Source organism: Phenylobacterium conjunctum, assembly GCF_042679085.1.
In the GTDB taxonomy this organism is placed as follows: domain Bacteria; phylum Pseudomonadota; class Alphaproteobacteria; order Caulobacterales; family Caulobacteraceae; genus Phenylobacterium; species Phenylobacterium conjunctum.
Map to the genome: position 1 here is coordinate 40452 of NZ_JBHTLQ010000002.1, position 25914 is coordinate 66365.

A 25914-nucleotide genomic window follows, 5' to 3' on the forward strand; every position below is an offset into this window, starting at 1 on the left:
ACCAGACGGGACGCGACGTCAGCTGCGCCATCGGGCCTGCAAAGGCGCCCGGAAACTGGGCGGCCGCGCGGAACCTCGCCGAGGCTCCAACTTAGGGCTGGACGCCCAATAATGTTATATCATTACGGTAGCGCGTCACTCCGAGGGAGACGTGCGCCCGCATGCTTGTCGAGGTCAGCGATCTTGAGCACAGGATTCGCGGGCGGACCGTGCTCAGCTGTCCCGGCTTCACGGTGGTCGAGGGGCGGCACACCCTGCTGCTGGGGCCCTCCGGCAGTGGCAAGTCGACCCTGCTCAACATCCTGACAGGACTGATCACGCCCACCTCCGGCGAGGTGAACATCGCGGGCGAGCGCTTGTCGGACCTTCGCCCGGGCGGCCGCGACCGGCTGCGCCGCCGCATGATCGGCATCGTGTTCCAGAACCTGAGGCTGATCTCCGCCCTGTCGGTGCGGCAGAACCTGAGCCTCGCCCAGCACATCGCCCTGGGCCGTGACGATCCCGACGCTGTCGGCGCCCTGATCGAGGGGGTCGGCCTGGCGCACCGGGCCGATGCGCGTCCGCGTGAACTGAGCCAGGGCGAGGCCCAGCGGGCGGCCATCGCCCGGGCCCTGTGCGTGCGCCCGAAGATCATTGTCGCCGACGAGCCGACCTCGGCCCTGGACGACGACAACGCCGTGGCCATGTGCGACCTGCTGACCGCGTCGGCCCAGACCACCGGCGCGACGCTGATCATCGCCACCCATGACCGGCGCCTGAAGGACCGCTTCGCCGAAGTGCTTACGCTCAAGCCTCCGGGAGCCGTCCGATGACCCTGGTCGGCCTCGCCTTCGCCTATCTCAGGGATCGGGCGCTCAACACCGCTCTCAACATCCTGCTGCTTACCCTGGGCGTCGGGACCATGGTGATCCTGGTGCTGTTCTCCAGCCAGCTGGGCGCCCGCTTCGAGCGCGACGCCCGCGGCGTCGACCTGGTGGTGGGGGCCAAGGGCTCGCCCCTGCAGCTGATCCTGTCGAGCCTGTACCAGGTGGACGTTCCGACCGGGAACATCCCCCTCTCAACCCTTGCGGCGCTGAGGCGGGATCCGACGGTGGGGCGGGTGATCCCCCTGGCCCAGGGCGACAGCTTTCGCGGCTACCGGATCATCGGCTCGGAGCCGGCCTATATCGACCTCTATGGCGGTCGCCTGGCGGCGGGAAGGATTTGGGCGGCGCCCTATGAGACGGTCATTGGGTCCGAGGTCGCCCGACGCACCGGCGCACGGGTCGGACAGAAGTTTGTCGGCTCACACGGGCTGTCCGAGGGCGGCGCCGAGCATGAGCACACTCCGTTCACGGTGACCGGGATCCTGACCCCCACGGGGACGGTGATGGATCGCCTGATCCTGACCTCGGTGGAGAGTGTCTGGGAGGTCCACGGCCTGGGCCACGCCGAGGGCTCGGCCGAGGCGGATCATGGCCCGGCGGCGCAGAACGCCTCGATCCGGGACCATCAGACCGAGCCCGAGGTGACGGCTCTGCTGGTGCGCTATCGCTCGCCTCTGGCGGCGGTGCGGCTGCCCCGGTTCATCAACGCCCAGACGCAATTGCAGGCCGCGGCGCCCGCTGTTGAGATCACTCGGTTGATGTCGCTGCTGGGCGTGGGGATCGAGGCGGCGCGGGGCTTCGCGGTGCTGCTGATTTTCACCAGCGGCCTATCCATCTTCGTGGCCCTTTACACGGCCCTGCGGCAGCGGGAGGGCGACCTGGCCATGTTGCGGGTCATGGGCGCCGCACCGGCCGCCATCTTCGCGCAGGTCATCCTGGAAGGCCTGGCCTTGGCCACCGCGGGAACAGGGCTTGGTCTCGCCCTGGGCCATGGCGCGCTGGCCCTGGCCGCGCGCGCCTTCAGTCAGCTGGGGGAGATGGGCCTGACCGGGCTCAGCTTCGATCCTGCCGAAATCTACATCGTCCTGGGCGCCCTGGCCCTGGGCGTTATCGCCGCCGCCATCCCGGCCGCGCGCGTCTTCGGCGTCGATATCGCCGACACCCTGCAGAAAGCCCGCTGATGGAGACCCTCTTGGCGCGTCCCCAAGTCTCACCCCTGTTCGCCGGCCTGGCCTTGGTCTTGGCGCTTCTGGCCGATCCGGCGGCCGCCCAGTCCCAGGCCAAGGCCCGCCCGGCCGCGCCGACAGAAAGCGTCTGGAAGCCCGCCGCCACGCCGCCGGGGGGCGTCGCCTGGAGTGTGCTGGAATCCACCAAGGAGATCACCCGCACCGGCAAGGACGGCTTCCTCTACTCCAAGCCGGCCTTCACGCCGGAGGTCCTGGCCCTGAGGGGCAAGTCGATCCGGGTCTCGGGCTATATGATGCCGCTGCAGAACGGGAAGACCCAGACCCACTTCATCCTGCTGGCCTATCCGCCGGACTGTCCGTTCCACCTCAATCCTGCCCCGATGCAGTTCATCGAGGTGAAAACCACCAAGCCGATCGCCTTCGATTATGGCGTCAAGACGATCGAGGGCGCCTTGCTGCTGTCGGGGGAAGACGAGGGCGGGGTGTTTTATCGTATCTATGACGGCAAGCCGTTGTGAGGCGGCGGATGCGAAGGGAGATCGGCATGCGACGCCTTCTTGTGGCGACCCTGGCTCTGGGGGCGACGGCCTATGCGGGCTCGGCCCTGGCCTGTGCGGACTGCGGCGACTACGAGTACGTCCCCGCCCGGGCCTATATGGACTACAGCAGCATGACCCCGGAGCAGCAGCGGCTGGCGGACATCAAGGCCCGCCAGGACGCGGAGACCAAGGCCATGGACGAGGCCCGTGCGACCCTGATGGCCCGCTTCTCCATCGTCCCGGACCCTGATCCTGCGCCGACGGCTGACGTGGCCGCGGCGGGACAGCCGGAATCGCCCGGCGCGCCCTAGGCGCGGCTCCTGGGCGGCTCCCGCCTCGCTACGCTGAGCAGAGCCGCGCCGCACAGGGCCGAGATCAGGGATCCTGCCAGCACGCCGACCTTCACCTCGTTTTGCAGAGCGGGGTTGGGGTAGGCCAGCAGGCCGATGAACAGGCTCATGGTGAAGCCAATGCCGCACAGGAGGGCCACGCCGTAGAGCTGAGCCCAGGATGCGGCGACGGGAAGGTTGGCGAGCCGCAGCTTGATCGCCAGGGCTGATGCGCCAAAGACGCCGACTTGCTTGCCAATGAAGAGACCAAGCGCCACCCCAAGGGTGATGGGCTCCACAAAGACGCTGGCGTTCATGCCGGCGAACGAGACGCCGGCGTTGGCGAAGCCGAACACCGGCACGATCAGGAAAGCCACCCAGGGGCTCAATCCGTGCTCCAGCTTGTGCAGGGGCGAAGTCATGTCGTCCGGGGCGGCCTTGGAGCGGCGCAGGGGGATGGTCATCGCGAGCACGACCCCGGCGACGGTGGCGTGAACGCCGGAGAGCAACACCAGCCACCACAGGGCCGCGCCCAGCACCAGATAGGGCGCAAGGCGGGCGATCCTTAGTCGGTTGAGGCCGATCAACAGCGCGGTGGCCAAGCCGGCGCCGCCGAGCGCCGCGACATTCAGATCCGCCGTGTAGAAGACGGCGATCACCAGCACGGCCACCAGGTCATCGACGATGGCCAGGGTGGCGAGGAAGACCTTCAGGCTTGTCGGCGCCCGCGAGCCCAGCAGAGACAGGACCCCCAAGGCGAAGGCGATGTCGGTGGCCGTCGGGATGGCCCAGCCGCGCAGCGTCTCGGCGTTGTGCGCGTTGACGGCGGCGAAGATCAGACCGGGGACGATCACCCCGCCAGCCGCGGCGATGCACGGCAGGGCCCGGTTGGCCCAGGTGGCGAGCTGCCCGTCCAGGAACTCGCGCTTTATCTCCAGGCCGACGAACAGGAAGAACAGGGCCATCAGCCCGTCATTGATCCAGTGCAAGACGTCGAGCCCGCCCAGGGGCGCGTGGAGTAGTTGGAAGTAGCTGCCGGCCAGCGGTGAGTTGGCGACGAACAGGGCCAGCACGGCTGCGCCCATCAGGAGAATCCCGCCGGCAGCTTCGCTTTCGAGAAACTCGCGCAGGACAGAGGTGCGACGGGGGGATGAGGTCATGGCGCGGGGCTCCGCGCTGGCGGCCCGACCAACGTAAAACCTGACCGGTCCCTGTGACCGAGCACCCTTGGACACCTATGGCATCAGCGGGGCCGGCTCATCAACTGAAACCGAACGCCTTCCAACGGGGCTCAGGATGCGCCATCACGGCGGCAGAACCCTGGGGAGGAACAGATGCGCAAGGTGGTCGGCGAGAGCCTGGAGTCCCTCGCGGCCTACAGAATTGTCGAGGTCGAGCGCCCGGCCTGCGCACCCGGTCAGGTGCTGATCCAGGTCGCCGCCTGCGGGCTGGGCTATGTGGACTCGCTCTTGGCGCTGGGGCGCTACCAGGTGAAGCCGCCGGTCCCGTTCACCCCCGGCCAGGAGGTGGCTGGCGTGATCGCCGAGGTTGGCGAGGGTGTCACGGGCCTGTCGGTCGGCGACCGGGTGATGGCGACCCTGATGGGCGGGCTGTCCGAGGTCGTCGCCGCGCCGGCGGCGGTGGTCAGCAAGACCCCCGACCGGCTGGGCTTTGCGGAGGCCGCGGCCCTGCGGCTGAACTACCTGACGGCCCTGCACGCCCTGACCGACCGCGGCGCGGTGCAGGCGGGCGAGTGGGTGGTGGTGATGGGCGCCGCGGGCGGCCTGGGCGCGGCGGGCGTGCAGCTGGCCAAGCTGTTGGGCGCCAAGGTGGTGGCGGTGGCCTCCAGTCCTGAGAAGCGCGCCTTCTGTGAGGCCCTGGGCGCCGACGCGGTGCTGGACACCGAGCCGGAGGGCTGGCGCGAGCGGCTGAAGGCGGCGTGCGGCGGCGTCGCGCCGGACGTGGTGTTCGATCCCGTGTGCGGGCCGCTGTTCGAGCCGGCCTTCCGGTCGCTGAACTGGCGCGGCCGGCACTTGGTGCTGGGCTTTGTTGGCGGGCCGATCCCGGCGCTCAAGTCCAACCTGACCCTGATGAAGGGCGCGGCCCTGATCGGCGTCGATGTCCGCCAGTTCCAGATCTTTGAGCCCAAGCGCACGGTCGAGCATGTGACCCGCCTGCTGGACTGGACCGCCACCGGCGAACTGGTCCCGCCGGTGGGCTCGCGCTACCCCTTCGAGGCCTTCGGCGAGGCGATGGATTTCGCCCTTACCGGCAAGTCGCTGGGCAAGATCGTGGTGGAGATCACGGGGCGCTCTGACTAGGCTCATCGCCATGTCAGAGGTTCAGAACGTCAGCTTCGGCCGGGTGTCGGTCTATTTCGGCGCCAAGAGCGGCAAGTATCCGGACGGCAACCAGGTGCTGGTGCGCGGCGCCGACACCCGCGTGGCCTTCGACACGCCCCTGGTCTCCAATCATATCGGCGAGGCCCTGACCTCCAGCGAGCTGGTGGTGATGGGCCATGTGCACGAGGACCACATGGCCGGTCTGCACCTGCTGCCCCACGCGCCGGTGCATGTGCACGAGGCCGACTTGCCGGCGGCGCGCAGCTGGGAGGGGTTTGTCGCCGCCATGGGTCTGGACGCGCAGACCAGCGCCTCAAGCCTGGCCATGTTCCAGCGCGACTTCCACTACGCCCCGCGGCCCGACGCGGTGGGCTATGCCGACGGGGCCAGCTGGGACCTGGGCGACGGCAAGATCACCGCCTTCCACATGCCGGGCCACACCGCCGGCCATTGCGTGCTGCTGGTCGAACCGGAGGGCGTCGCCTTCATCGGCGACATCGACCTGACCGGGTTCGGGCCCTACTATGGCGACGCGGGCTCCAGCCTGACCCAGTTCCGTAAGACCCTGGCGCGGCTGCCAGAGATCCCGGCCCAGGTCTGGGTCACCTCGCACCACCGGGGCGTCTATGACGACCGCGAGCGCTTCCTGGCCGACCTGGCGGCCTTTGTGGGCAAGCTGGACGCCCGGGACGAAAAGCTGCTGGGCATGCTGGCCGGGACGCCCAAGACCCTGGCCCAGCTTGTGCGGGAACGGCTGATCTATCCCCCGGGCCATGAGGGCGTCTGGGTGGACAAAGCCGAGGAACGGACCATCTCGCGGCACCTTGAGGAACTGGTCGCCGCCGGTCGCGTCAGGGAAGCCAAACCCGGCCTCTACCTAGCGGCCTGAGGCCTACCAGCGGTTCTCAACCTCCTCGGCGAAGCCGATCAGGTCGCGGACCTGCAGGGTCTCGCCGCCGTCCAGCACGACTGTTCCTGAGAACCGGCCGAACACCTGGTGCTGCACCGAGCGGATCAGCTTGAGGTCGGTGGCCGAGGCGCGGTCGACGATGGGCTCAAAGCTCATCTCGAAGCGGCCGTCATCGCTGGTGAACCGCCAGGGACCGCTGTCGTGCGCGCCCTTGGGCAGGTGGAAGGTGACCTCGCCCAGCTTGTGGGCGACGCCGTCGACGAAGACCATGTTCTCGGTGGCCGCCGCGGTGTCGCCGAAGCCATGGCCGATGTTGAAGCCGAAGCGGCGGCCCTCGTGCAGGCCGGAGGCCGAGCCCCAGTACCAGGTGTTGTCGTAGGTCCAGACGCCCCGGCCCCAGTCGAGCACGCCAAAGGCGCTGTCGGGGGAGAAGCGCTTCACCTGGCCGCCCAGGACCACCTCGCCCTCGGCCCTCAGGCAGTTGATTTTCTGGTTGTAGTAGAAGGCCTTGGGCGCGTTCGGGAAGGGCGTGGCGATGACCATGCGGTCGGTGGGCGTATCGGTCAGAACGATCTCACCCTTCAGGCCCTGTCCGCCACCGAAGCCCGGATCATCGACCACCAGGCGCCGGCCGCCCGCCTCATGGCGAAACGCCAGGGAGATCCCGCCGAAGGCCGCCTCCACGTCGCCCGCATCAGCGCTGGGCGGCAGGCCCATCCGGCCCATGGGAAAGCCCATCATGGCCGCGCCGTTGATCGCCGTCCCCGCTTGGAAATCCATCCAGGCGGTCCCCAAGAACCCCATATAGCCGTTGTCGGCGACGGTCAGGGCCAGGGCGAAATCCGGGGTGTTGACGCAGTAATAGTCCCATTCCTTCAGCCGCCACTTGGGCGCCTTCACGCCCGAACGGCTGTAGCGTTTGACCTCGGCGGTGGCGTAGCCCGGCTCGGCCAGCCGGCCGCGGGCGTCGTGCAGGGGGCCTGGGCTCATCTTGTGCTGCATCGGGGTCTCCCTCGGCGGTGTTGGTAGGCCGATTGGGCGATGGCCGAAAGCCGGTTCAGGCCGGCGGCCGCGTCGGCCGGACCCCGCGCCGCAACTGACTGCGCAGGAACCGGCTGGCGGCGCTGGCGTCGCCATAGCCCAGCCGCTGGGCGAGCTCCGTCAGGGCGGGGCGATGGGCGCCGCGCAGATAGTCCAGGGCTTCACGGCGGCGCACGGCGTCAAGAACGGCGGCGAAACAGAGGCCCTCGGCGGCCAGCCGCCTTTGCAGGGTGCGGGGCTCCACGCCCAGGCTGTGGGCCACCCGGTCCAGGCGCGCCTCGCCGGACCCGAGCAGAGCGGCGACAGCGCGCTCGGCAAGCTCTCCGGCGCCACGGCTCCAGGCCTGATCCATGGCCCAAAGCTGGGCCTCGATCGCTTTACGACCCTGCGGGTCGGCCACCCGCGAGGGGCGGCGGAGGTCTCGCGGCGCCATGACCACGGCGTGCCGCTCGGCGTTGAAGCGCAGGGCGCAGCGAAACAGCCGCCGGTGCGCCTTGAGGTCCGTCGGCGGGGCGTGGGCGAACTCGACCCGCAGCGGCGTCCAGAAGTCTCCCAGCATGCGCCGGACCACCCGGACCGACAGCATCAGGATGCTCTCGGCGAACTGGCTGCTGCCCTGACGGCTGTCGACCATGACCAGGCACCGCAGGACCGCCTCGTCCTCATCCTCCTGGATGTCGCTGGCCAGGGCGCCGTTCTCCAGGTGCATGAAGCGCAGGCCCGCCTCCACCACCTCGGCGACGGTGTCACAGTGGTCGGGCATGCGGCTGAGCGGGCCATAGCCGGCGACATCGGCCCAGGCGGCGAAGGCCGCGCCCAGGTCCGGACGGCCATGGGCGAGGGCGCAGGCCTGCATCAGGTCCACGATCATCCGCGCCGGGACGCGCTCGGCAGGCTGGTCGAGCGCGCGGACCAGGTCGGCGTCGAGATCCTGGGGCGTCCCCAGGCCAAGGCTCTCCATGAAGGCCCTGAACAGGCGAAGCGAACTGGAGTGGGCCAGGGGCTGCATGGGCGGAGACGTGTCGTGATCCGTCAAGAATTCCGCCAGGCATGCCGCCATAGTGGCCTCAGGACAAGCGGCCTCAGAGCCGCGGCGAGATGGGGGAGGGCGCATGAGCCGCCTGTTCGGACCGGCCCGGCAGAACGGGATCGTGGTGCGCGACCTGGACGCGGCCTTGGCCTACTGGACGCAAGTCCTGGGCGTCGGCCCCTTCTTTCGCTTCGATAACCTGCAGAACGCCAGCTTCTTCCAGCGCGAGACCGAACTGCCGGCGCCGGAGATGTCCATCGCGCTCGGCAACTGGGGCGACCTGCAGATCGAGCTGATCTGCCCGCACGGCGACGGCGGCTCCACCTGGCACAACTTCCTGCGCGAGCGGGGCGGCGGGCTGCATCACACCTCGGTCTGGACGCCCGACTTCGACGCCGTAATGGCCCAGGCCAAGGCTCAAGGCCTGGCGCTGGAGGCCCGCGGCCAGGTGCTGGGCGGCGGGCGCTACGCCTACTTGCAGTCCGGGAGCGCCGACCAGCCCCTGCTGGAGGTGGCCGAGGTGACCGAGCCGGTCCGCCAGACCTTCGACTTCATTCGCCAGTGCGCCGTCGATTGGGACGGCGCCGACCCCGTACGCACCCTCGGCTGAGCCGGGGGCGGAGGAGACCAACACATGCTCTTGGACCTGAAGCTGCTGACCCTGGCCGCCGACACCGCCATGGCCAGCCTCGACAATCCCCGCCATCGGGCCATCGCCGCCAACTATCGCCTGCACGCCATGCTGGAGGTGTCTGGGCGTTGGGAGGAGATCTTTACGCCGCAGATGACCGTGGAGCGGCCCTTCTACCGGATCGCCAGCGGCGAGGGGGTGATGGACCTGGACGGGACCGAGGCGGTCCAGAGCTTCTACAAGGGCCTGCACGCCACCGACACGACGGTAATGATCCTGGAGCATGAGCACCTGATCATCGACGACAACGGCTTCGCCTCCGAGGCGCTCTACCACACCTTCATGACCGGGGCGGCGGCCCAGGCTCGCGGCCATGCCGACGCCGATCCGGCCGGGACCTATGTCGAGCAACGCTGGGTCTGCATGATCTGGCCATATGACGACAAGGGCCGGATGATCGGCGAGCGGGTCTATCCCGCGCCCACCGCGACGCTGGTGGAGTGCCCGCGCGCCGATTTCCTGTCCATCGCCGACGCCCGGCGTGTGTTTGATCCGCTGATCGCGCAGGCCCAGGCCCAGCTGGCCGGAGGCTGACCCAGCCCTTTGGAGCGCGATAGCTGAAGGCGATTTCCCTCTTGGCTGACGCGGCGCCAAGGCGCGCATCCTGCTCCCATAACGGGAGGACGCCGGGATGAACCTTGAAGCCACCGCGCAGGACGAGGCTTTCCGCGCCATGGTGCGCGCGTACTTCGCCACTGAGTACCCGCAGGACATCCTGGCCAAGCTCGCCAATGGCCAGACCCTGACCAAGGCCGACCTTCTGGCCTCGCAGCGCGCCCTGGCGGCCAAGGGCTGGATCGCGCCGGGCTGGCCTGAGGCCTACGGCGGGACGGGTTGGACGGTGTCCGAGCGCTTCATCTTCGACGAGGAGCTGGAGCGGGCCGGCGCCCCCAGCGTCTCGCCCATGGGCCTGCTCTATGTGGCGCCGGTGATCTACACCTTCGGGACCCAGGCCCAGAAGGATCGCTGGCTGGACGATATCCTCAGTTCCCGGACGTTCTGGGCCCAGGGCTATTCGGAGCCTGAAGCCGGCTCGGACCTGGCGTCCTTGCGCACCCGCGCCGTGCGTGACGGCGATCATTACATCGTCGACGGGGTGAAGACCTGGACCAGCGACGGGCACTATGCCGACTGGATCTTCTGCCTGGTGCGCACCTCGGACGAGGGCCGCAAGCAGCAGGGCATCACCTTCCTGTGCATGGACATGAAGACGCCGGGCATCGAGGTGAAGCCGATCATCACCATCGACGGCGGCCATCACCTGAACACGGTGACCTTCACGAATGTCCGCGTGCCGGTGGAGAACCGCATCGGCGACGAGGGCCTGGGCTGGACCTATGCCCGCCACCTGTTGGCCCATGAGCGCACCTCCTACGCCCACATCGCCGGTAAGCGTCGCCAGCTGGAAGCCGTGCGGCGCGCCTCAGCCGAGGCGCCCTGGGGCGATGAGCTGACGGAGGCCGGCTCGGCCCTGCGCCGTCGCATCGCCGAGACCGAGATCGACATCCTGTGCCTGGAGATGACGACGCTCAGGGCGCTGGCTCCGCTGTCCAACGGCGAGGCGCCCGGCGACGAGGCCTCGATCATCAAGATCGCCGCGACAGAGACGGCCCAGCAGGTGACCGAGCGCGGCCTGGAGCTGGCCGGCCCCTACGCCCAGCCCTTCTTCGCGGATCGTCACGACGCGGACTGGCGCGCGGGGCTGGAGGATATCCCGGCCTTCGCGGCGCCGGAGACGGCGACCTACTTCTTCACCCGCGCCCAGACCATCTATGGCGGGGCGACGGAGATCCAGAAGACCATCATCGCCCGCCAGCTGGGGCTGTAGCCGCACGGCTGTTGCGGGCCGTCGGTTCGCGGACTACTGCCAACCCATGATCGAGTCGCATCCGTCCGGCGGTTACATCCTGGAAGAGCTCGTCGTCGGCATGACGGCGGAGAAGCGCGTCACCGTGACGGAGGCGCGGATCCAGGCCTTTGCGGAGGCCTCCGACGACTTCAACCCTGTGCATGTGGACGAGGCCTTCGCGGCCAAGACGGCCTATCGGGGTCGGATCGCGCACGGCCTGTTGTCGGCCTCGTTCGGCTCTGCGGTGGTCGGCACCATCCTGCCGGGGGCCGGCGCCATCTATCTGGGCCAGACCCTGAACTTCCATCGGCCGGTGCGGATCGGTGACGAGGTCCTGGCCCAGGTGACCGTCGTCGCCATCGACGAGACCGCCGCCCGGGTCGTCCTGCGCTGCGACGTCTTTTGCGGCGAGCACCTGGTGATGGACGGCGAGGCCACCGTCCGCGTCCCCCGCCGCCGCCGTCCCGCCAAGTCCGCCTGAGCGGTCAGAGACGTCCAAGAGGGCTGTCGCATTTTCGAAGGTTGGGTATAGTCCGCCGGCCCAAACCGGAGGAAGACCATGCCGCGTTCACCTGATTTCCTTGGCGCTGTCGGGATCGGCGTGTCTGACCTTGAAGCCTCGGCGGTGTTCTACGAGACCGCCCTGGGCATGAAACGGGTCCAGACCTTCAAGCTGCCCTATATGGACGAGATCGTGCTCAGCCATGAGGGACGCACGGCGGTGGTGCTGATGCATTGGACCGACGGCTCGGCCCGCAACTATCGCGACGTCCCCGTGAAGCTGGTCTTCTACGTCACCGATCCCACCGCCCGTGCCGCCGCCATCCGCGCCGCCGGCGGCACGACCCAGCTTGAGCCCGCGCCCCAGGCCAGCCTGGGCGGCGCTGTGGTCGGCCTGTGCAAGGACCTCGACGGCTATGTGGTCGAGCTGCTGCAGGCGCCTGCGGCCTAGAGCAGCCCCGGAAACTGGCCGCCATCGAGCAGGATGTTCTGGCCGGTGATGAACCCGGCGTTGGCCCCGCAGAGGAAGGCGGCCATGTCGCCGAACTCCTGGGGTTCGCCGAACCGGCGCGCGGGGATTTGGCTCTTAGCGCGGTCCCGGAAGGCTTCGACATCGCCGCCCTGGGCGAAGCGGGCGTGGTTGGACTTCAGTCGGTCGGTGTCGAACTGACCGGGCAGGACGCTGTTCAGGGTCACGTTGTGGCGGGCCACCTCCCGCGACAGGCCGCCGACGAAGCCGGTCAGGCCCGCGCGGGCGCCGTTTGACAGGCCCAGGATGTGGGCGGGGGCCTTGACCATGTGGCTGGTGATGTTGACCACCCGGCCGAACCGGCGGTCGATCATCCCGTCGATGGTGGCCTGGATCAGGAAGATCGCCGACAGCATGTTGCCGTCTATGGCCTTCAGCCAGTCGTCGCGGGTCCAACTGCGGAAGTCACCGGGCGGCGGGCCGCCGGCGTTGTTGATCAGGATGTCCGGCGCGGGGCAGGCGTCCAGGACCGCGGCCCGGCCAGCCTCGGTGGTCACGTCGGCGACGACGCCGCGCACCTCCGCGCCGGTCTCGGCCGCGATGTCGGAGGCGGCCTTGGCCAGCCGCTCTGGATCGCGGGCCGCGATCACGACGCTCACGCCCTCCCGCGCCAGCGCGACCGCCGTGGCGCGGCCAAGTCCGGCGCTGCCGCCGCAGACGATGGCCTTACGGCCCCTGATGCCCAGGTCCATATGCGTCTCTCCTGATCCCGTTCGTCGTCAGTGCGCGGGGCGCTTGTGGCCCCAGCTGGAGGTTTTGTCGTGGCGGGCGACCCGCCAGGTGGCCTCGTCCACCTCGATGGCGCCCTGGCCGAACTCGACTTCGAACCCCGCCGGGGTCTGCGAATAGAAGGACACCATCTGGTCGTTGGTGTGTCGGCCGAGGCTGGCGGTGATGGGGACGCCGGCCGCGGTGGCTCGCTCCAGAGCGAAGCCGACCGCATCCAGGGTCGGAACCTGGACCATCAGGTGGTGCAACCGCTTGGGCAGCGGGACCGGCATCAGCGCCAGGGTATGGTGGCGCGCATTGCAGTGGAAGAATTCCATGTCGAAGGCGAAGTCCGGGCCTGCCCTCAGGCGGATGATGTCGGACAGCCGAAAGCCCAGCAGGTCCTGGTAAAAGCGCCGGGTGGCCGCCATGTCCTTGGTGGAGAGCACGATATGGCCCAGGCCCTGGTCGCCGGTGACAAAGGCCGGGACGCCCGCCGGGGAGACGAAGGGCGTCTCGGTGCGACAGGTCGGACCGTAGAAGATCTCGACCCCCAGGCCGTCGGGATCGCGGCACGCGACAAGGCCCAGCACACCGCGCGCGGCCAGAAGGGCGGGGTCGGCGGCGTCGATGGTCACGCCGCCCTCAAGCAGCCGCGCGCGAACAGCCTCCAACTCCGCCGGCCCGGCGACCTCGAAGCCGACATAGGCCAGGTCGTCAGCGTCGCCGGTCTCCACAGCGATGCGCCAGTCCAGGTCGTCCAGGCGGTAGCGCCCCGCCGCCTCGCCCGGCATCAGGCCGAGCACGCCGGTGAGAAAGTTGTGGAACGCGGCCGGGTCCTTGACCCGAAGTCCCAGGTAGCCGAGCGAGCCGATGGTCATGGGACCTGCCCTTGTTGGTGTGCGGTGACGGGGGATTGGCCGGCGTCGCGGCCTTCGCGGGCCCGGCGCCAGCGGGCCGGGGTCTCGCCGAACTCGCGCTGGAAGGCGCGCACGAAGGCGGCGGCCGAACTGTAGCCGGCCTCCTCGGCCGCCGCCTCAACGCTGAGGCCGCTCGAGGCCATGCGCCGGGCGATGGCGGTCAGGCGCAGGCGCGAGAAGACGCGGGCGGGCGTTTCGCCGGTCACCAGCTTGAATTCCTCGGCGAAGCGGGTGCGGGACATCCCGGCGGCCTTGGCGATATCCGCCAGGCTCCAGGGCTGGTGCGGCGTCTGCAGGAAGGCGTTGATCGCCCGGATCAGCCGTGGGTGCGGCGGCTCCGCCAGAGGTTCATCCGGGGTGCGGCGGTCGGCGAAGGCGCTGCGGCTGAAGTTGATGGCCATGGTCTCCGCCAGCCGGCGGATCACCAGGCTGCGGTCAATCTGGGCCTCGTCGGCGTACTCGTCCTCCAGCATCTCCACAGTCCGCCAAAGGCGCCGCGAGAGGTCCGGCTGCTCAGCGGCGCTGACGAAAGTCGGACCCCAGACCAGGGACCCGAGGGCCAGGAACTCACTGGGGGCGACCCCCAGGAAGAGATCGACCTCGCAGCCGGGATCGGCGTCGGACACGGCGCGCAGCTCGAAGCCGCTCACCGGCTGGTCGGCCGCCGCGCCTGGGGTGCGGAAGGTGTGGGGGGCGAAGCCGCTCATCGCCACCGCATCGCCGGGCCCCAGCTCGAAGGCGCGGTTCACGGGGAAGTCGGTCTCGAGGCGCAGGCGCCCGCGCCGCACCATGACGCAGTAGGATAGAGCGCCGGCGGCCAGGGCCTTCACCTCGCCGGCCTGGGCGGCGGCGCGGACGAAATAGACGCCGTCCATGCGCACGTCATTTCGGCCGACATCGGAGGTGAGGGCGGCGCTCATCAGGCCCTGTACTTCTCGGCCAGACCGCCGCCCGCGCCGGGCCGGCCGATGCCACGCACGGCGATCCCCGCATCCAGCTTCAGAACCCCGCCGGTGGCCGGCCGACTGTCGCGGCGCGAGGCGAGGAACACATAGCCGCCGGCATAGTCCGCGGCGGCCGGCACAAAGCCGATGGGCATGGCCGCGCCCGCTGTTCCTGGCAGGTCAATGCTGTTGATCGAGGTGTCGGCGAGCCCCAGGGCCGCGGGTCCGCGCAGGTCGGTGTCGATAGGACCAGGCGCCACCCCGTTGACCCGCACGGCGGGGGCGAACTCATAGGCGAGCTGGCGGATCAGACCGACGACGGCGTGCTTGGAGGCGGTGTAGAGCGGCCCCCCGCCGCCAGGATCGAACCCGGCGTTGGAGACCGTGAACACCAAGGCGCCGGACGAGCGCACCAGGGCCGGCAGGGCGGCCTTGGCGAGGTTCAGATAGCCCTTCACGTTGATGTGGAAGAGCTCGTCAAAGGCCGCGTCGATCCGCTCCGGCGGCAGGGCGTCCAGGGCGGTGGAATAGTCCCAGATGCCGGCGTTGCCGATGGCGCAGTCCAGCTTGCCGAACCGCGCCAGGCAGGCGTCGACGGCCCGCTGGTTGTCGCCGATGGCGCGGACGTCGCCGCCGATGGCCTCGATCCGGTCGCCCAGGTCACCCAGCCGCTCGGGCGTGCGGTCCAGGACGGCGACGGAGGCCCCTTCCTCAAGGCAGCGCACGACGATCGCCCGGCCCAGGCCCGAGGCGCCGCCGGTGATCAGGATGACCTGGCCCTGCAACGCGCCCATCTAGAAGATCGTGCTCAGATTGGTGGACTGAATCACCGTGTGGTCCAGGAACAGATGGCGTCGCACCAGGCGGAAGCTGTCGCCGACCCGGCGCAACACGTCCTCACGCCGGCCGATCCAGCTGTCCTGGTCCCGCTCGAGCCGGGTGCGATGGACGTGGAAGGAGGCCTCGAGCGTGATCTCGTCCCCGGCCACCTCCAGGATCCGCACATTGCTGACGAAGTGCCGCGACCGCGAGGGCGGGTCCTCCGACCAGGCCGAGCCCGCCTCCAGCTTCTTCACCCGCATTTCCAGATAGGCCCAGTCGTCGTCGAAATAGGCGACCTCGCCGGGCTTGGTGAATTCGCGGTCGAGATCGGCCGACGTCACCGTGCGGCGCACCGGCATCCAGTAGGTGACATCCTCAGCCATCAAGGCCAGCCAGTCGCGGTAGCGGCGCGCATCGAGCAAGGCCGCCTCGGCGTACAGAAATTGCTCCACCTCGTATTGCAGCAGGGCCCGTTCGGAGAGCGGCGTTTGCGCCCAGCCGGCGGCGGCGTGATCCAGGACGCCCATCAGACCCTCCCCGTCGGCGGCGCCGAATGGTTGGCCTTCAGCTCAGCCCAGTCGCGCGCGCTCATCCATTCGGTCCAGGCGCGGTAGAGCCAGCGCTGGCCGTGCTCGCTGATCAGGCCTTCGATGTAGTGTTCCCCTCCAGCGCCCACCTTGGCCTCGTCGTGGCCCAGGCCCATCTGCAGATTGTGACCAAGGGTGCGACTGGCGACGCCGCGGGACGAGCGGGTGCTCTGGCTCCAGTTCTCGCCGTCGTCCTGTTCCAGGAGGCCGGCGGGACCGAACACGTGGTTCATGCGCCGGATGATCTCGCGCTTGGCCTCCGGCGGCGCGGCCTTGGGAACCAGGGTGTACCACCACAGCTCGGTGTGCGACGGGCCGCGCGGCAGCCGCAGGCACATCTGGGTTCCGCTGATGGTGACCCAAAGGTTCGGGAAGATGTTGGGGTGGCCCTCGCTGCGGACGCCCTCGGGACCCATCAGGTCCGTCGCCGCCCTGGGGCGGATGCGCGGAGCCATGTCGGCCTGGGCGTGGGACAGCTCCATCCGCTGCGCGTCGGTCAGGGCGTTGATCTGGTCCTGGGCGGCGCGGGGGATGCCCGGGCCGCCGATGGCGTGCCCGTACTCGCCCAGCATCACCATCTGGTCCTTCGGAAACTGGATGCGGGCGATGTCCAGGAAGCCGGCCGTATTGGCCGAGGCGTGGCTGTAGGGCACGTGGTACCAGTCGAAGAGGTTGTCGACGGCGATCTTCCAGTTGCAGTCGATGATGTTCTTCTGGACCCCCTCGGCGACCTCGATCTCGCCATGGGCGCAGATCATCCCCAGCCCGGCGCGCCCGGTGACCCCCAGATAGTCGTGCAGGGACGGCGCGTCCTCCGCCAAGGTGGCGAAATAGAAGCCCAGATGGCTTTCAATCCGCGCCTTGGCCAGGCTCAGACGGCTCTTGTCGAGTTCGCCGTGATAGAAGGTGCTCTGGCCCGGCACGCCGATCAGCTCGCCGTCCAGGGCGTAGTTCCAGCCGTGATAGCTGCACACAAATGACTTGGCCCGACCCTGCTCGGCCCGGCACAGGGCGTTGCCGCGATGACGGCATGTGTTCAGCAGCGCGCGGATCTCGCCGTCGGCGCCGCGCACCACGATGACCTGGTCCTCGCCGATGTAGCTGATCAGGTAGTCGCCGGGCGCCTTCAGCTGGCTCTCGTGGCACATGAAGTTCCAGCCGCGGGCGAAAATGCGTTCCAGTTCAAGCTGGTAGAGGCTCTCGTCTGACAGGACCCGGCGATCCAGCCAGCCGGTTTCCGGGTCGAACAGGGCCGTCAGCGTCGCCCTGTCCCACGCCGCAGCGTGTTGCGTTCCATCCGCCATGGCGGCCTCCCGTTCCTGGAAGTCTTGGCGCTTCCGATCGCAAGGAGGCTAGCTCAGCTCCGGGCGGGGGATGAGCCCCGATCGTCCGCGAGAATTGATAATCCGTCCGCCGGGGACGGCCTGATCCTCGGGTTGAGACCGGGCAGGGCCGCTTCCAGGTGAAGGGCGAGGCGCCCCGCCTAGACGGCTACCTGCTTGCGCTGGCGACGAGATCGCCTGTGATATCCGGGATATCAGGGCCGACCAGCCCGGGGTACAGGGCATGGGCTGGCAGGAACATGGCGCACCCGCGCTTGGCCCGGACCGTGTCCAGCGCCTTCTTCTGCTGGTCCTGCGGAAGCCCCTGAAAACGCGCCAGATCGAGGATGCACAAGCCGTGATTGGCGGCGAACTTCACGGCCGGCCTTTTCGGCGGCGGAGCCTTCATGTCCATCTGGACCGCCCGGCCCGCCACCTCGGCCGTGATATCCGGAACGCCCCTCATCCCGAACGTGGCGACGCCACAGTTGCGGGCGTTGAAGGTCTCGATGACCGCAGACTTCAGCATCGCGTCGTAGGCCGGCGCCTGGGTCAAGGCAGGCTTCATGCGGTAGATGGCGTTGTCGGCGTCTTCCATGCTCAGCTGACACACGGTGCGCTTCGCCTCGGCCAGCGGGTCAGAGCCCTGCGCAGCAGGTTTGGACGCCGCGGCCGGTTGCAGGGCCGCGATCACGGCCTCGGTCGCATCCGGCACATCCGGCCCCACAAAGCCGGTCACGAGGGTTTGCTGAGGGATCGCGCTGACGCATCCCACCTTCGACAGGGCGGGCGTCATGGCGGCCTGCAGATCGGACTGAGCCTTGCCGAGCTGTCCGAGGCGCTGATAGTCGAGCCGGCACAGGCCGCGGTTCGCGGCGAACCTGATCTCCGGGGCGTCCAACGGCATGCCGAATTCCTGGACGTTCATCGCCACCATGCGCTTGACGACATCGTCCGTCAGGTCACGGTCGGGAACCTGGGTGGTCCCCTCGAACAGGACGCCGCAGCCGCGCGCGTTGAAGGACGCCTTCAGAGCCGCCGCCACATATTCGCGGAGATAGATCGCGTTGGTGCGCACGCCCGCCGACTGCAAGCGTGACACAAGGCGCGGATCTATGGCGCAGACCGTCCGGGTCGCCTGGATTGGGGTCATGGGCGGCAGGCGCAGTTCGGCCCAGGCGCGGGGTGAAACTGAGAGCGCGGCCAACAGGATCAGCACGGGCATTGCGAGCGATCCGCCCAAAACCTTGGCGCGCGACATTCTGAGATCCCCCCAAACTTCCGCGGAAGCTAGGTGACTGGTTCCGCCCTGTCGAGGCGGGCGGGGCCCGTTGCGGGTTCCAGGGCCGCGTCCGTGACTGGCCGACGGCGTGCAAGCCGCCTAAGCTGCCGTCCGACGCCACGCGCAGGATAGCCGCGGGCCCAAGGGAGGACACCATGACCTACGCGCCCGCGACGCGCGCCTTTTATGACGCCGACAGCCACATCATGGAGCTTCCCGACTTCCTGAAGAAGTACGCGGACCCGGCGCTGAGGGACGAGATTCCGGAAGTCAGCTACTCGGCCTCGATCGTGACCGACGAGGAGGTCGCGGTGATCGTGGGCCAGGGCAGCCGCCACAGCGACGCCCACCGCGCCGAGCAGATCGCGATGGGCGACGAGCTGATCGCCAAGTCCAAGGAAATCCAGGCGCTGGGCGCCTTCGACAGCGAGGATCGGTCCAAGGCGCTCGACCTGTTGGGGTTCACCAAGCAGCTGGTGTTCGCCACCCACAGCCTGCGGATGCCCTTCTCCCCCAGCTCCAAGCTGGAGCCGCGGCTGCGCTATGGCGCGACCCGCGCGCACAACCGGCACATGGCTGACTTCTGCAAGGCCGACAGTCGGATGATCGGCGTCGCCGCGATCCCGCTGGATGAGCCGGAGCTGGCGCTGGCGGAGCTCGACTGGGTGCTGGCCCAGGGGCTCGGCGCCGTCTGGGTGCCGCACCGCGCGCCGCTGGGCCGCTCGCCCGGCCACGTCGATTTCGAGCCCTTCTGGGCGCGCTTGGCCGAGGCCCGGGTTCCGTTTGTGATGCACGTCGGGGGCGCGCCCCTGCAGCAGTCGAAGGCCTGGGAGAACAACGGCCGGGCGCCGGTGAAGGACTGGCTGGGCGGCGGCGAGAACGTGCGGACCAAGGACGCGGCCCTGCAGCATCAGGTGCCGGAAGCCTTCATTAGCATGCTCGTGCTCGACGGCGTGCTGGACCGTCACCCGAACCTGAGGGGCGCGGCGATTGAGCTCGGCGCCGGCTGGGCGCCCGAAATGCTGCGCCGCCTGGACTGGGTCGCGCGCACCTGGGGCCGCAACGACGCGAACCTCCAGGTTCAGAAGCGCAGCCCCTCGCAGCAGATCATCGAGCAGATGGCGTTCACGCCGTTCCCGCTCGAGGACCTGGGCATGATGCTCCAGCAGTCCAGCCCGGATCTCTACCTGTTCTCCAGCGACTACCCGCATATCGAGGGCGGCCGCGATCCGATCGGCAAGTTCGAGCGGCATCTTGAGGGGCAGGACGAGGCGGTGAAGGCGAAGTTCTACACGGAGAACTTCCTGCGCATCGTGCCGGCGGCGGTTTGAGCGGGCGGCTGATTGCGGCGAGTGGTCTCCGAGAGAGCGGAAAAGCCTAGTTCCACGTTTGTTCTTGACGCCTTTTGCGAGCTTTAGAAGAGTATGTCCCGCACAGGATGTGGGGGGCTGCTGTGGGACTATCGATCTCGTGGGTTGCGTCGCGGTGTCTGGATCTGACGGAAATGCTGGACGCCCTTGGTCTCGCGGCGTCTGGCGAGCCCGAGCAGCTATGTCCCGTGCCTGCGCCGGCGCGGTTCGCTGCGTTTGAGCTGGACGGCTGGTGGTTTGTCGTCTCGGAGGACAACAGGTTCGCGAGCCGCGAGCGGGTGGTCGCGGTGTCCCGGGGCGGGGACGCGGTCGGGGCCTATCTGGAAGAACACGTGATGTTCAGCGGCGCCTTCGGCGCTTCTGACGGCGTTCTGGTCTGGTCCGCCCAGCACCACTGCACCTACGGGCTTGAGCATCTGGACGTCTGGGGAGATCCACCCCCGGCGCTGGAGGGCATCCACAAGGGCCTGCTGGAGGAACTGCAGAACAACGGCGGCGCCGACTACGTGTTCGATGCGCCCATCGATCTTGCGGCGAGCCTCTGCGGCTTCAATCCCAACACCTTCGACCGCGATGTCGAGGTGACAGGCCTGAAGGTGGTCCGGAAGGATCTGATGAAGCTGGTCGATCAGCCGCTTTCGGAAGGGGCCGGTCCGCCGCCGGTGGCGAGCGCTGGCGGGACGCGGAAGCGAGGCTTCCTGGCGCGGTTGTTGGGGCGGGGGTGAGGCGGAGCTGAGTCGAGCGCCCACGAAGCGGGTTTGAGACCCATCTCAAACGAGAAACGCCGGAAGTATCGAAGGGGGGTAGGTTGGGTCGTTCCGGGCCGGCTCAAAGGTCTGCCGACTAAGTGGCGGTGGTTGCAGTCGCGCTATAGTTCGTCTCCAACAAACTCCCATGGCCCCCCATGCGTGGTCCGATCGGTTCAGCTAAAGCTCGGGCGGCTCACCGTCCTTGAGCCGACGGTCTTGAGCGTGGAGCAAGCTGTGCAACGCGGGCTCGGGCAGGGCGGCCTGCGCCCGGCTTGAGTTAACTTATCAGCTCCGTCCCCAACCAGGACTATACAATTGCTAGGGCCGAGGTCGGATGCGTATCGGTGCGCTTCGACGTCCTTGCCGAGGCCCGACCAGGCTTCAAGGTGCTTCAGCGCCGCGAGGCTTCTACGCCTCAAATCGTATCCAACGGGATCTTCAGATATCGCCGCCCGTTCCCCTCCGGCTCCGGCAGGTGTCCGGCGCGAATATTGACTTGGATGGACGGCAAGATCAGGCGCGGCGGCGCGAGCTGCTGGTCGCGGCCTTGGCGCAGGGTCACGAATGCGGCCTGGCTCACACCGGCATGGACGTGGACGTTGCCGGCCTTCTGCGCCGCGATGCTGGTCTCCCAGGCATAGGTGTCGCGGCCCGGCGCCTTGTAGTCGTGGCAAAGGAACACGCGGGCCTCGTCCGGCAGGGACAGGATACGCTGTACGGATTGGTAGAGCTGAGCCGCATCGCCGCCCGGAAAGTCGCAGCGGGCGGTGCCGTAGTCCGGCATGAACAGGGTGTCGCCGACAAAGACCGCATCGCCGATCACATAGGTCATGCAGGCCGGCGTATGGCCCGGCGTATGGAGTGCGATCGCCTCTAAGCCGCCGATGCGGAAGGCCTCGCCATCCCCAAACAGGTGATCGAACTGGCTCCCGTCGCGGGCGAAGGTGTCGTCAGCGTTGAACAGGGCGCCGAAGGTCTCCTGGATGCGGGTGATGTCGGCCCCGATGGCGACCTGGCCGCCCAGCGCCGCGCGCAGATACTGCGCGGCCGACAGGTGGTCGGCGTGGGCGTGGGTCTCAAGTTGCCACACCACCTCCAGGCCCTCTCGCCGGACGTAGTCCAGAATACGGTCGGCAGAGGCGTGGGACGTGCGGCCCGCGGCAGGGTCATAATCGAGCACGCTATCGATGATCGCGCAGGCGGACGAGCCTGGATCGCGGACCACGTAGGACACCGTGAAGGTGGCTTCGTCGAAGAAGGCCGCAACCGCCGGCTTGGTCCCTTGCGTCACCGCGATGGCGCGCGTCAGGGCGGGATCGGCATGAGGCATCGGATAGCTCCTAGACTTGCGTACTACATATATCTATATATGCGCAAATACGTATATGCAAGGTGCGCCGATGCTCGACCTTACCAACCCCCTCGTCCTCACCGCCGTGAGCAGCGGCGTCCTGGTGGGCGCCCTCCTGGGCCTGTTTGGCGGTGGTGGCTCCGTGCTGGCGACACCGCTTTTGCTTTATTGGGTGGGGATCAGCGACCCGCATGTCGCCATCGGCACCTCGGCCGCGGCGGTGGCGGTCAATGCGGCCCTGAACCTCGCCGGCCACGCCAAGGGCGGGCGAGTGAAGTGGCCCTGCGCCAGCGTCTTCGCCGTGGCGGGCCTGGCCGGCTCGTTCGCCGGCTCCAGCGTCGCCAAGCTGGTGGGCGGCCAGCAACTCCTGCTGTTCTTCGCCGTCGCCATGGCGGCCATCGCCGTCTCCATGCTGCGCAAGCCCCGCTCGGACGGCGATCCGGGCGTCCACCTCACCCGCGCCCTGACCCTGAAGCTCGCCCCCATGGGGGTCGTGACCGGTTTCGCCGCGGGCTTCTTCGGCATCGGCGGCGGCTTCCTCATCGTCCCAGGACTGATGGCGGCCACAGGCATGACCCTGGCCAACGCCATGGCCTCGTCCCTGGTCTCGGTCTCGTTGTTCGGGGCCTCGACCTCACTCAACTATGCCCTATCGGGACAGGTGAACTGGACGGTGGCGGCCCTGTTCATCGCCGGAGGTTTTGTCGGCGGGCAGGCCGGTGTGCGCGGCGCCGCCTTGCTGGCCGACCGGGCGACCCTGGCGCGACGCGCCTTTGCTGTCCTGGTCTTGGTGGTCGCGGCCTATGTCGCGTGGCGGGCGAGCCACCCGGGCTGAAGCGTGATCTCTTGGGTCGCCAGCGCGCGCATCCCAGGACGGTGACTGGCCAGGATCAATCCTTGTCCCGTCCGGTCCAGATGTGCGCCCAAGGCCGCCACCAGCGCCGCCTCGGTCGCCGGATCCAGCCCCTCGCTGGGCTCATCCAGCACTAGCCAGGGGGCGTCCCGCAGCAGGGCGCGGGCGATCGCCAGGCGCCGGCGCTCGCCGCCAGACAGCAGGTCGCCGCCATCGCCCACCCACGCGCCAAGTCCGCCCGGCGCGCGCCTGACCCGATCCGCCAGTTGGGCGGTCTCCAGAGCCGCCCAGAGCGCCTCGTCAGAAAGCTTAGGCGCCGCCAGCCTCAGATTATCCGCCACGCTGCCGCTGATCGCGCGGCTATCCTGGGCCGCCCAGGCGAACAGGTCCCGGGCCGCGCCCTCGGCCAGGTGTTCAAGGGGCTGGCCGCCCACTGTGATCACCCCAGGTGGCGGGGCGCGAAGGCCGACCATGGCCTCGATCAAGGTGGATTTTCCGCCGCCGGACGGCGCCTGGAGCACAAGTCTGGTCCCCGGCTGCAGCACCTGGCCGAACAGGGCGAGCTGGTCGCCCGCGCGACCCGGCGGCGCTGAGGCCTTAAGCGGGGCCGCCCATTCGTCCAGCCGCGCAAGACCGGCCTTGAGGCCCGGCGCCTGCTCGGCCGCGCGGGTCAGGCCGCCCGCCGTCTCCAGTCCGGCCAAGGCGCCGAGCACGGCGAGCGCTGCGAGCGGCGGGGCGGCGTTCTGAACCGCCAGGGCCACGCTCAAGACGGTCAGAGCGGTCAGCAGAGCCTGCGCCAAGCCCAAAGCGGCCTCGGCCTCGGCGGTCTTCAAAGCAGCCTCCCCGGCTTGGGCGTCGCGCGCCCGGATCGCGGCCCGGGCCGGCTCTGTCAGCCCGAAGCTGCGCAGCTCGGCGGACGCCGCCGCATAGGCCGAGACGGCGTCCTTGAGCGCGCCCACCGCCTCTTGCCGGACCTTGACCGGCCCGGCCAGCCAGCGCGGCGACAACCATCTTGAGGCCGCCAGCAGACCTGCATACCCGGCGCAAAAGGCCAAGGCGGCCAGCGCAGACACCAGGCCGGTCGTCGCCAAGCCGGCCCCAAGGCCGGCTGCGGCCGCCCAGGGGGCCGGGCGGCGGACGATCGCGGTCTCCAGCAGATCAACATCTTGCACCACCCGCGCCGAGGCCTCGCCGGAGGAGAGCCCCAAGGCCTGGCGCGACGGCGCCGCGGCGATCAGCCGAAACAGGGCGGGGCGCAGGCCGGCCAACACCTTGAGGGCCGCCTCATGCGACCAGATCCGCTCGCCGTACCGGCCCGCCGTGCGCACGATCGCCAGGGCGCGGAACCCAGCGCTGGGCAGCAGGTAGTTGAAGGCCTGGACGGCGAGCGGGCCCGCAGCGCCTGCAAACCCGGCCCCGGCCAAGAACCAGCCCGAGACCCCCAATAGCAGGGTGGCCGCCGTGGCCGCCAAGGCGGCGCTGGCGGCGGCGAAGGCGAGGGCGCCGGCGTGGCGGCGAATGAGGGGGCGCAGCAGAGCCTGAGCCTGGCTCATAGGCGCACCAAGGTGTCAGCGGCGGCGGCGAGGTCGGGCGAGTGGGTCGCCACCACCACAGTGCGTGTGCGCGCCGCCTCGCGCAGCAGGGCGATGACGGCGGCTTCGCATTCGGCGTCCAGCTCCGCGGTCGGCTCGTCCAGCACCAGGAGGCCCGAGGGCTTCAGCAGCGCCCGGGCCAGCGCCAGCCGCCGCCGCTCCCCCCCGGAGAGGCCCGAGCCGCGCTCGTCGAGCGGGGTGTCGAGGCCCATTGGCCAGCGCGACAGCGCCTCTGTCAGGCCGACCCGATTGAGCATCGCCAGGGCTTGCTGGCGCTCGAGGGTCGGATCGGCGGCCCGCAGATTGTCGAGGATCGAGCCGGGTGCAAACACTGGCGCTTGGCCGGACCAGGCGATCCGCCCGTCCAGGTCAGGCGAGGCGGCGACCCCGTTGAGCCTGATCTCTCCCGCCGACAGGGGCTCGGCGCCGATCATGGCGCCAAGGAGGGTCGTCTTGCCTGAGCCGCTAGGGCCTAAAATCACGGCCAGGCTCTGGGGCGCGATCTCAGCGTCTACGGGGCCGATCTGCTCTGGGCCAAAGGCGCGGATAGCCCCGGTCATGATGATGTGCGGGGCGGGTAGGGGGGCTCGCGCCTTGGCCACGGGCCTCGCCGGCTCGCCCTCGACCAACCGATGTAGGCGCTCTGCCGCCGCCTCGCCCAACTGCTTTTCGTGATAGGCGGCCGCCAGCCGGCGCAGGGGAGCGTAGAACTCCGGCGCCAGCGCCAAGGCGTAGAGCGCCGCCGCCAAATCGAGCCGCTCCGGCGGTTTGAAGGGCAGCAGGCCCAGAAGGGCGAAGCCGCAATAGACCGCCGTCAGGGCGACGGCGACCGCAGCGAAGAACTCCAGCGCCGCCGACGAGATCAGCGCCACGCGCAGCACCCTCATGGTCCGATGGGCGACGCCGTCCGCGGCCTGGGCCACCTGATCGGCGACCTGGTCCTGTGCGTCGAAGGCCAGGATGATCGGCAGGGCTCGGATGCGATCGACGAACAGGCCAGATAATCGCGCCAGCACCTCCAACTGGTTGGCCGCCGCCTGGCCGGCCGCCCCCCCAGCTAGGGCGAGAACCGCCACCAGCGGCAGGAGCGTCGCGACCAGGATCGCGGCCGAGATCGGGCTGCGGAGGAGGACCGCCAGGGCTATGGCGACGGGAACCAGTCGCGCCTCCAAGGCCGCGGGCGCGAAGCGAGCGTAATAGCCCTGCAGGGCCTCCACCTCGTCGACGCAGGCGGCGATGTCGACGCCGATGGTCTCCTGGGCGCCGCGTCGACGATCCAGCACGCGGGTCACCGCACGGTCGCGGACCGCGGCGCAAATGCGCCTCGCGCGCCGCCCCGCCACCCGCGCCTGACCCCAGGCGGCGACCCCGCGCAGGCCGAGCGCCGCCGCCAGGCCAAGGGCCGCCAAAGCGCCGCCGTTTTCGACCACCAGGCTCGACAGCGCCCAGGCGAAGCCGGTCGAACCGACCACGCCCAGCAGCATGAGCGCGACCAGGGCGGCGGGCCCTTGCGGAGCCGCCCGCGTCCAGTCGTTCAAGGTCTGCGCGCTGGTGGCCACGACGCCCTCATCCATTATATTCGTACTTGCGCAAATTATAA

General features: G+C 69.2%; 27 protein-coding genes. 14 read left to right on the plus strand and 13 right to left on the minus strand.

What is annotated here, in order from left to right; translation table 11 throughout:
* Window positions 1-161: 161 nt before the first annotated feature.
* The 4 genes from ACFQ27_RS00960 to ACFQ27_RS00975 are packed head-to-tail and all read left to right on the plus strand — an operon-like array spanning window position 162 to window position 2903.
* Window positions 162-812 (plus strand): ABC transporter ATP-binding protein, encoded by a 651-nt coding sequence (locus ACFQ27_RS00960; RefSeq protein WP_377352049.1) that lies wholly within the window; start codon window positions 162-164, stop codon window positions 810-812.
* Complete coding sequence (locus ACFQ27_RS00965; RefSeq protein WP_377352050.1) at window positions 809-2047, plus strand: ABC transporter permease; 1239 nt, start codon at window positions 809-811, stop codon at window positions 2045-2047. The genes ACFQ27_RS00960 and ACFQ27_RS00965 overlap by 4 nt, the downstream gene beginning before the upstream one ends.
* Before the next feature lie 11 nt (window positions 2048-2058).
* Window positions 2059-2571 (plus strand): DUF3299 domain-containing protein, encoded by a 513-nt coding sequence (locus ACFQ27_RS00970; protein ID WP_377352051.1) that lies wholly within the window; start codon window positions 2059-2061, stop codon window positions 2569-2571.
* Window positions 2572-2597: 26 nt separating this feature from the next.
* On the plus strand, window positions 2598-2903 hold the full coding sequence (locus ACFQ27_RS00975) for a hypothetical protein (protein ID WP_374345465.1): 306 nt from the start codon (window positions 2598-2600) through the stop codon (window positions 2901-2903).
* Here ACFQ27_RS00975 and nhaA read toward each other — a convergent pair.
* Entirely contained in the window at window positions 2900-4081 is a 1182-nt protein-coding gene (nhaA, locus tag ACFQ27_RS00980; protein WP_374345464.1) for a Na+/H+ antiporter NhaA, read from the minus strand. The genes ACFQ27_RS00975 and nhaA overlap by 4 nt on opposite strands.
* 174 nt (window positions 4082-4255) lie before the next feature.
* Here nhaA and ACFQ27_RS00985 point away from each other — a divergent pair, with 174 nt between their 5' ends.
* Together ACFQ27_RS00985 and ACFQ27_RS00990 are read left to right on the plus strand one after the other, a co-directional pair.
* Window positions 4256-5242: an NADPH:quinone oxidoreductase family protein gene (locus ACFQ27_RS00985; protein WP_374345463.1), complete on the plus strand. Its 987-nt coding sequence runs from the start codon at window positions 4256-4258 to the stop codon at window positions 5240-5242.
* Window positions 5243-5252: 10 nt separating this feature from the next.
* Window positions 5253-6152, plus strand: coding sequence for an MBL fold metallo-hydrolase (locus tag ACFQ27_RS00990; protein ID WP_377352052.1), 900 nt, complete (start codon window positions 5253-5255; stop codon window positions 6150-6152).
* Window positions 6153-6155: 3 nt separating this feature from the next.
* On the opposite strand, the gene ACFQ27_RS00995 is transcribed toward ACFQ27_RS00990, so the two are convergent.
* The gene (locus ACFQ27_RS00995; protein ID WP_377352053.1) at window positions 6156-7175 is read right to left on the minus strand and encodes a DUF2804 domain-containing protein; all 1020 of its coding nucleotides are present in this window, start codon (window positions 7173-7175) and stop codon (window positions 6156-6158) included.
* Window positions 7176-7230: 55 nt separating this feature from the next.
* Entirely contained in the window at window positions 7231-8250 is a 1020-nt protein-coding gene (locus ACFQ27_RS01000; protein ID WP_374345460.1) for an AraC family transcriptional regulator ligand-binding domain-containing protein, read from the minus strand.
* Between the two features lie 76 nt (window positions 8251-8326).
* On the opposite strand from ACFQ27_RS01000, the gene ACFQ27_RS01005 reads away from it, so the two are divergent.
* The 5 genes from ACFQ27_RS01005 (at window position 8327) to ACFQ27_RS01025 (ending at window position 11736) form a co-directional block, all read left to right on the plus strand.
* Entirely contained in the window at window positions 8327-8854 is a 528-nt protein-coding gene (locus tag ACFQ27_RS01005; protein ID WP_374345459.1) for a VOC family protein, read from the plus strand.
* 24 nt (window positions 8855-8878) lie between these two features.
* Complete coding sequence (locus ACFQ27_RS01010; protein ID WP_377352054.1) at window positions 8879-9469, plus strand: hypothetical protein; 591 nt, start codon at window positions 8879-8881, stop codon at window positions 9467-9469.
* A gap of 97 nt (window positions 9470-9566) precedes the next feature.
* A complete protein-coding gene (locus ACFQ27_RS01015; RefSeq protein ID WP_377352055.1) occupies window positions 9567-10763 on the plus strand; it encodes an acyl-CoA dehydrogenase family protein in 1197 nt (398 codons plus the stop codon).
* Window positions 10764-10809: 46 nt separating this feature from the next.
* On the plus strand, window positions 10810-11265 hold the full coding sequence (locus ACFQ27_RS01020) for a MaoC family dehydratase (protein WP_377352056.1): 456 nt from the start codon (window positions 10810-10812) through the stop codon (window positions 11263-11265).
* A 78-nt stretch (window positions 11266-11343) separates the two neighbouring features.
* A complete protein-coding gene (locus ACFQ27_RS01025; RefSeq protein ID WP_374345454.1) occupies window positions 11344-11736 on the plus strand; it encodes a VOC family protein in 393 nt (130 codons plus the stop codon).
* Here ACFQ27_RS01025 and ACFQ27_RS01030 read toward each other — a convergent pair.
* From ACFQ27_RS01030 to ACFQ27_RS01060, 7 genes are all read right to left on the minus strand, one after another.
* Entirely contained in the window at window positions 11733-12506 is a 774-nt protein-coding gene (locus tag ACFQ27_RS01030) for an SDR family oxidoreductase (protein ID WP_374345452.1), read from the minus strand. The two genes, ACFQ27_RS01025 and ACFQ27_RS01030, sit on opposite strands and share 4 nt — an antisense overlap.
* 27 nt (window positions 12507-12533) lie before the next feature.
* Complete coding sequence (locus ACFQ27_RS01035; RefSeq protein WP_377352057.1) at window positions 12534-13403, minus strand: VOC family protein; 870 nt, start codon at window positions 13401-13403, stop codon at window positions 12534-12536.
* Window positions 13400-14362 (minus strand): helix-turn-helix domain-containing protein, encoded by a 963-nt coding sequence (locus ACFQ27_RS01040; protein ID WP_377352058.1) that lies wholly within the window; start codon window positions 14360-14362, stop codon window positions 13400-13402. The genes ACFQ27_RS01035 and ACFQ27_RS01040 overlap by 4 nt, the downstream gene beginning before the upstream one ends.
* On the minus strand, window positions 14362-15180 hold the full coding sequence (gene hcaB / locus ACFQ27_RS01045; protein WP_374345448.1) for a 3-(cis-5,6-dihydroxycyclohexa-1,3-dien-1-yl)propanoate dehydrogenase: 819 nt from the start codon (window positions 15178-15180) through the stop codon (window positions 14362-14364). Before hcaB ends, ACFQ27_RS01040 begins: the two co-directional genes overlap by 1 nt.
* Window positions 15181-15735: an aromatic-ring-hydroxylating dioxygenase subunit beta gene (locus ACFQ27_RS01050; protein ID WP_374345447.1), complete on the minus strand. Its 555-nt coding sequence runs from the start codon at window positions 15733-15735 to the stop codon at window positions 15181-15183.
* Window positions 15735-17099: an aromatic ring-hydroxylating oxygenase subunit alpha gene (locus ACFQ27_RS01055; RefSeq protein WP_374345446.1), complete on the minus strand. Its 1365-nt coding sequence runs from the start codon at window positions 17097-17099 to the stop codon at window positions 15735-15737. The genes ACFQ27_RS01050 and ACFQ27_RS01055 overlap by 1 nt, the downstream gene beginning before the upstream one ends.
* 187 nt (window positions 17100-17286) lie before the next feature.
* On the minus strand, window positions 17287-18378 hold the full coding sequence (locus ACFQ27_RS01060) for a hypothetical protein (protein ID WP_377352059.1): 1092 nt from the start codon (window positions 18376-18378) through the stop codon (window positions 17287-17289).
* 176 nt (window positions 18379-18554) lie between these two features.
* On the opposite strand from ACFQ27_RS01060, the gene ACFQ27_RS01065 reads away from it, so the two are divergent.
* Together ACFQ27_RS01065 and ACFQ27_RS01070 are read left to right on the plus strand one after the other, a co-directional pair.
* The gene (locus ACFQ27_RS01065; protein ID WP_377352060.1) at window positions 18555-19730 is read left to right on the plus strand and encodes an amidohydrolase family protein; all 1176 of its coding nucleotides are present in this window, start codon (window positions 18555-18557) and stop codon (window positions 19728-19730) included.
* A 173-nt stretch (window positions 19731-19903) separates the two neighbouring features.
* Window positions 19904-20494, plus strand: coding sequence for a hypothetical protein (locus ACFQ27_RS01070; RefSeq protein WP_377352061.1), 591 nt, complete (start codon window positions 19904-19906; stop codon window positions 20492-20494).
* A 439-nt stretch (window positions 20495-20933) separates the two neighbouring features.
* On the opposite strand, the gene ACFQ27_RS01075 is transcribed toward ACFQ27_RS01070, so the two are convergent.
* On the minus strand, window positions 20934-21848 hold the full coding sequence (locus tag ACFQ27_RS01075; RefSeq protein WP_377352062.1) for an MBL fold metallo-hydrolase: 915 nt from the start codon (window positions 21846-21848) through the stop codon (window positions 20934-20936).
* A gap of 70 nt (window positions 21849-21918) precedes the next feature.
* On the opposite strand from ACFQ27_RS01075, the gene ACFQ27_RS01080 reads away from it, so the two are divergent.
* Entirely contained in the window at window positions 21919-22704 is a 786-nt protein-coding gene (locus ACFQ27_RS01080; protein WP_374345442.1) for a sulfite exporter TauE/SafE family protein, read from the plus strand.
* On the opposite strand, the gene ACFQ27_RS01085 is transcribed toward ACFQ27_RS01080, so the two are convergent.
* On the minus strand, window positions 22671-24275 hold the full coding sequence (locus ACFQ27_RS01085; protein ID WP_377352063.1) for an ATP-binding cassette domain-containing protein: 1605 nt from the start codon (window positions 24273-24275) through the stop codon (window positions 22671-22673). The genes ACFQ27_RS01080 and ACFQ27_RS01085 overlap by 34 nt on opposite strands.
* Window positions 24272-25873, minus strand: coding sequence for an ATP-binding cassette domain-containing protein (locus ACFQ27_RS01090; RefSeq protein ID WP_377352064.1), 1602 nt, complete (start codon window positions 25871-25873; stop codon window positions 24272-24274). Before ACFQ27_RS01090 ends, ACFQ27_RS01085 begins: the two co-directional genes overlap by 4 nt.
* Window positions 25874-25914 lie beyond the last annotated feature (41 nt).

Bases quoted from the DNA above. Each gene is read 5' to 3' on its own strand.
- ACFQ27_RS00960 (WP_377352049.1), top strand. From the start codon at position 162: ATGCTTGTCGAGGTCAGCGATCTTGAGCACAGGATTCGCGGGCGGACC.
- ACFQ27_RS00965 (WP_377352050.1), top strand. From the start codon at position 809: ATGACCCTGGTCGGCCTCGCCTTCGCCTATCTCAGGGATCGGGCGCTC.
- ACFQ27_RS00975 (WP_374345465.1), top strand. From the start codon at position 2,598: ATGCGACGCCTTCTTGTGGCGACCCTGGCTCTGGGGGCGACGGCCTAT.
- nhaA (WP_374345464.1), bottom strand. From the start codon at position 4,081: ATGACCTCATCCCCCCGTCGCACCTCTGTCCTGCGCGAGTTTCTCGAA.
- ACFQ27_RS00985 (WP_374345463.1), top strand. From the start codon at position 4,256: ATGCGCAAGGTGGTCGGCGAGAGCCTGGAGTCCCTCGCGGCCTACAGA.
- ACFQ27_RS00990 (WP_377352052.1), top strand. From the start codon at position 5,253: ATGTCAGAGGTTCAGAACGTCAGCTTCGGCCGGGTGTCGGTCTATTTC.
- ACFQ27_RS00995 (WP_377352053.1), bottom strand. From the start codon at position 7,175: ATGCAGCACAAGATGAGCCCAGGCCCCCTGCACGACGCCCGCGGCCGG.
- ACFQ27_RS01005 (WP_374345459.1), top strand. From the start codon at position 8,327: ATGAGCCGCCTGTTCGGACCGGCCCGGCAGAACGGGATCGTGGTGCGC.
- ACFQ27_RS01010 (WP_377352054.1), top strand. From the start codon at position 8,879: ATGCTCTTGGACCTGAAGCTGCTGACCCTGGCCGCCGACACCGCCATG.
- ACFQ27_RS01015 (WP_377352055.1), top strand. From the start codon at position 9,567: ATGAACCTTGAAGCCACCGCGCAGGACGAGGCTTTCCGCGCCATGGTG.
- ACFQ27_RS01020 (WP_377352056.1), top strand. From the start codon at position 10,810: ATGATCGAGTCGCATCCGTCCGGCGGTTACATCCTGGAAGAGCTCGTC.
- ACFQ27_RS01025 (WP_374345454.1), top strand. From the start codon at position 11,344: ATGCCGCGTTCACCTGATTTCCTTGGCGCTGTCGGGATCGGCGTGTCT.
- ACFQ27_RS01030 (WP_374345452.1), bottom strand. From the start codon at position 12,506: ATGGACCTGGGCATCAGGGGCCGTAAGGCCATCGTCTGCGGCGGCAGC.
- ACFQ27_RS01035 (WP_377352057.1), bottom strand. From the start codon at position 13,403: ATGACCATCGGCTCGCTCGGCTACCTGGGACTTCGGGTCAAGGACCCG.
- ACFQ27_RS01040 (WP_377352058.1), bottom strand. From the start codon at position 14,362: ATGAGCGCCGCCCTCACCTCCGATGTCGGCCGAAATGACGTGCGCATG.
- hcaB (WP_374345448.1), bottom strand. From the start codon at position 15,180: ATGGGCGCGTTGCAGGGCCAGGTCATCCTGATCACCGGCGGCGCCTCG.
- ACFQ27_RS01050 (WP_374345447.1), bottom strand. From the start codon at position 15,735: ATGGGCGTCCTGGATCACGCCGCCGCCGGCTGGGCGCAAACGCCGCTC.
- ACFQ27_RS01055 (WP_374345446.1), bottom strand. From the start codon at position 17,099: ATGGCGGATGGAACGCAACACGCTGCGGCGTGGGACAGGGCGACGCTG.
- ACFQ27_RS01060 (WP_377352059.1), bottom strand. From the start codon at position 18,378: ATGTCGCGCGCCAAGGTTTTGGGCGGATCGCTCGCAATGCCCGTGCTG.
- ACFQ27_RS01065 (WP_377352060.1), top strand. From the start codon at position 18,555: ATGACCTACGCGCCCGCGACGCGCGCCTTTTATGACGCCGACAGCCAC.
- ACFQ27_RS01070 (WP_377352061.1), top strand. From the start codon at position 19,904: ATGCTGGACGCCCTTGGTCTCGCGGCGTCTGGCGAGCCCGAGCAGCTA.
- ACFQ27_RS01075 (WP_377352062.1), bottom strand. From the start codon at position 21,848: ATGCCTCATGCCGATCCCGCCCTGACGCGCGCCATCGCGGTGACGCAA.
- ACFQ27_RS01080 (WP_374345442.1), top strand. From the start codon at position 21,919: ATGCTCGACCTTACCAACCCCCTCGTCCTCACCGCCGTGAGCAGCGGC.
- ACFQ27_RS01085 (WP_377352063.1), bottom strand. From the start codon at position 24,275: ATGAGCCAGGCTCAGGCTCTGCTGCGCCCCCTCATTCGCCGCCACGCC.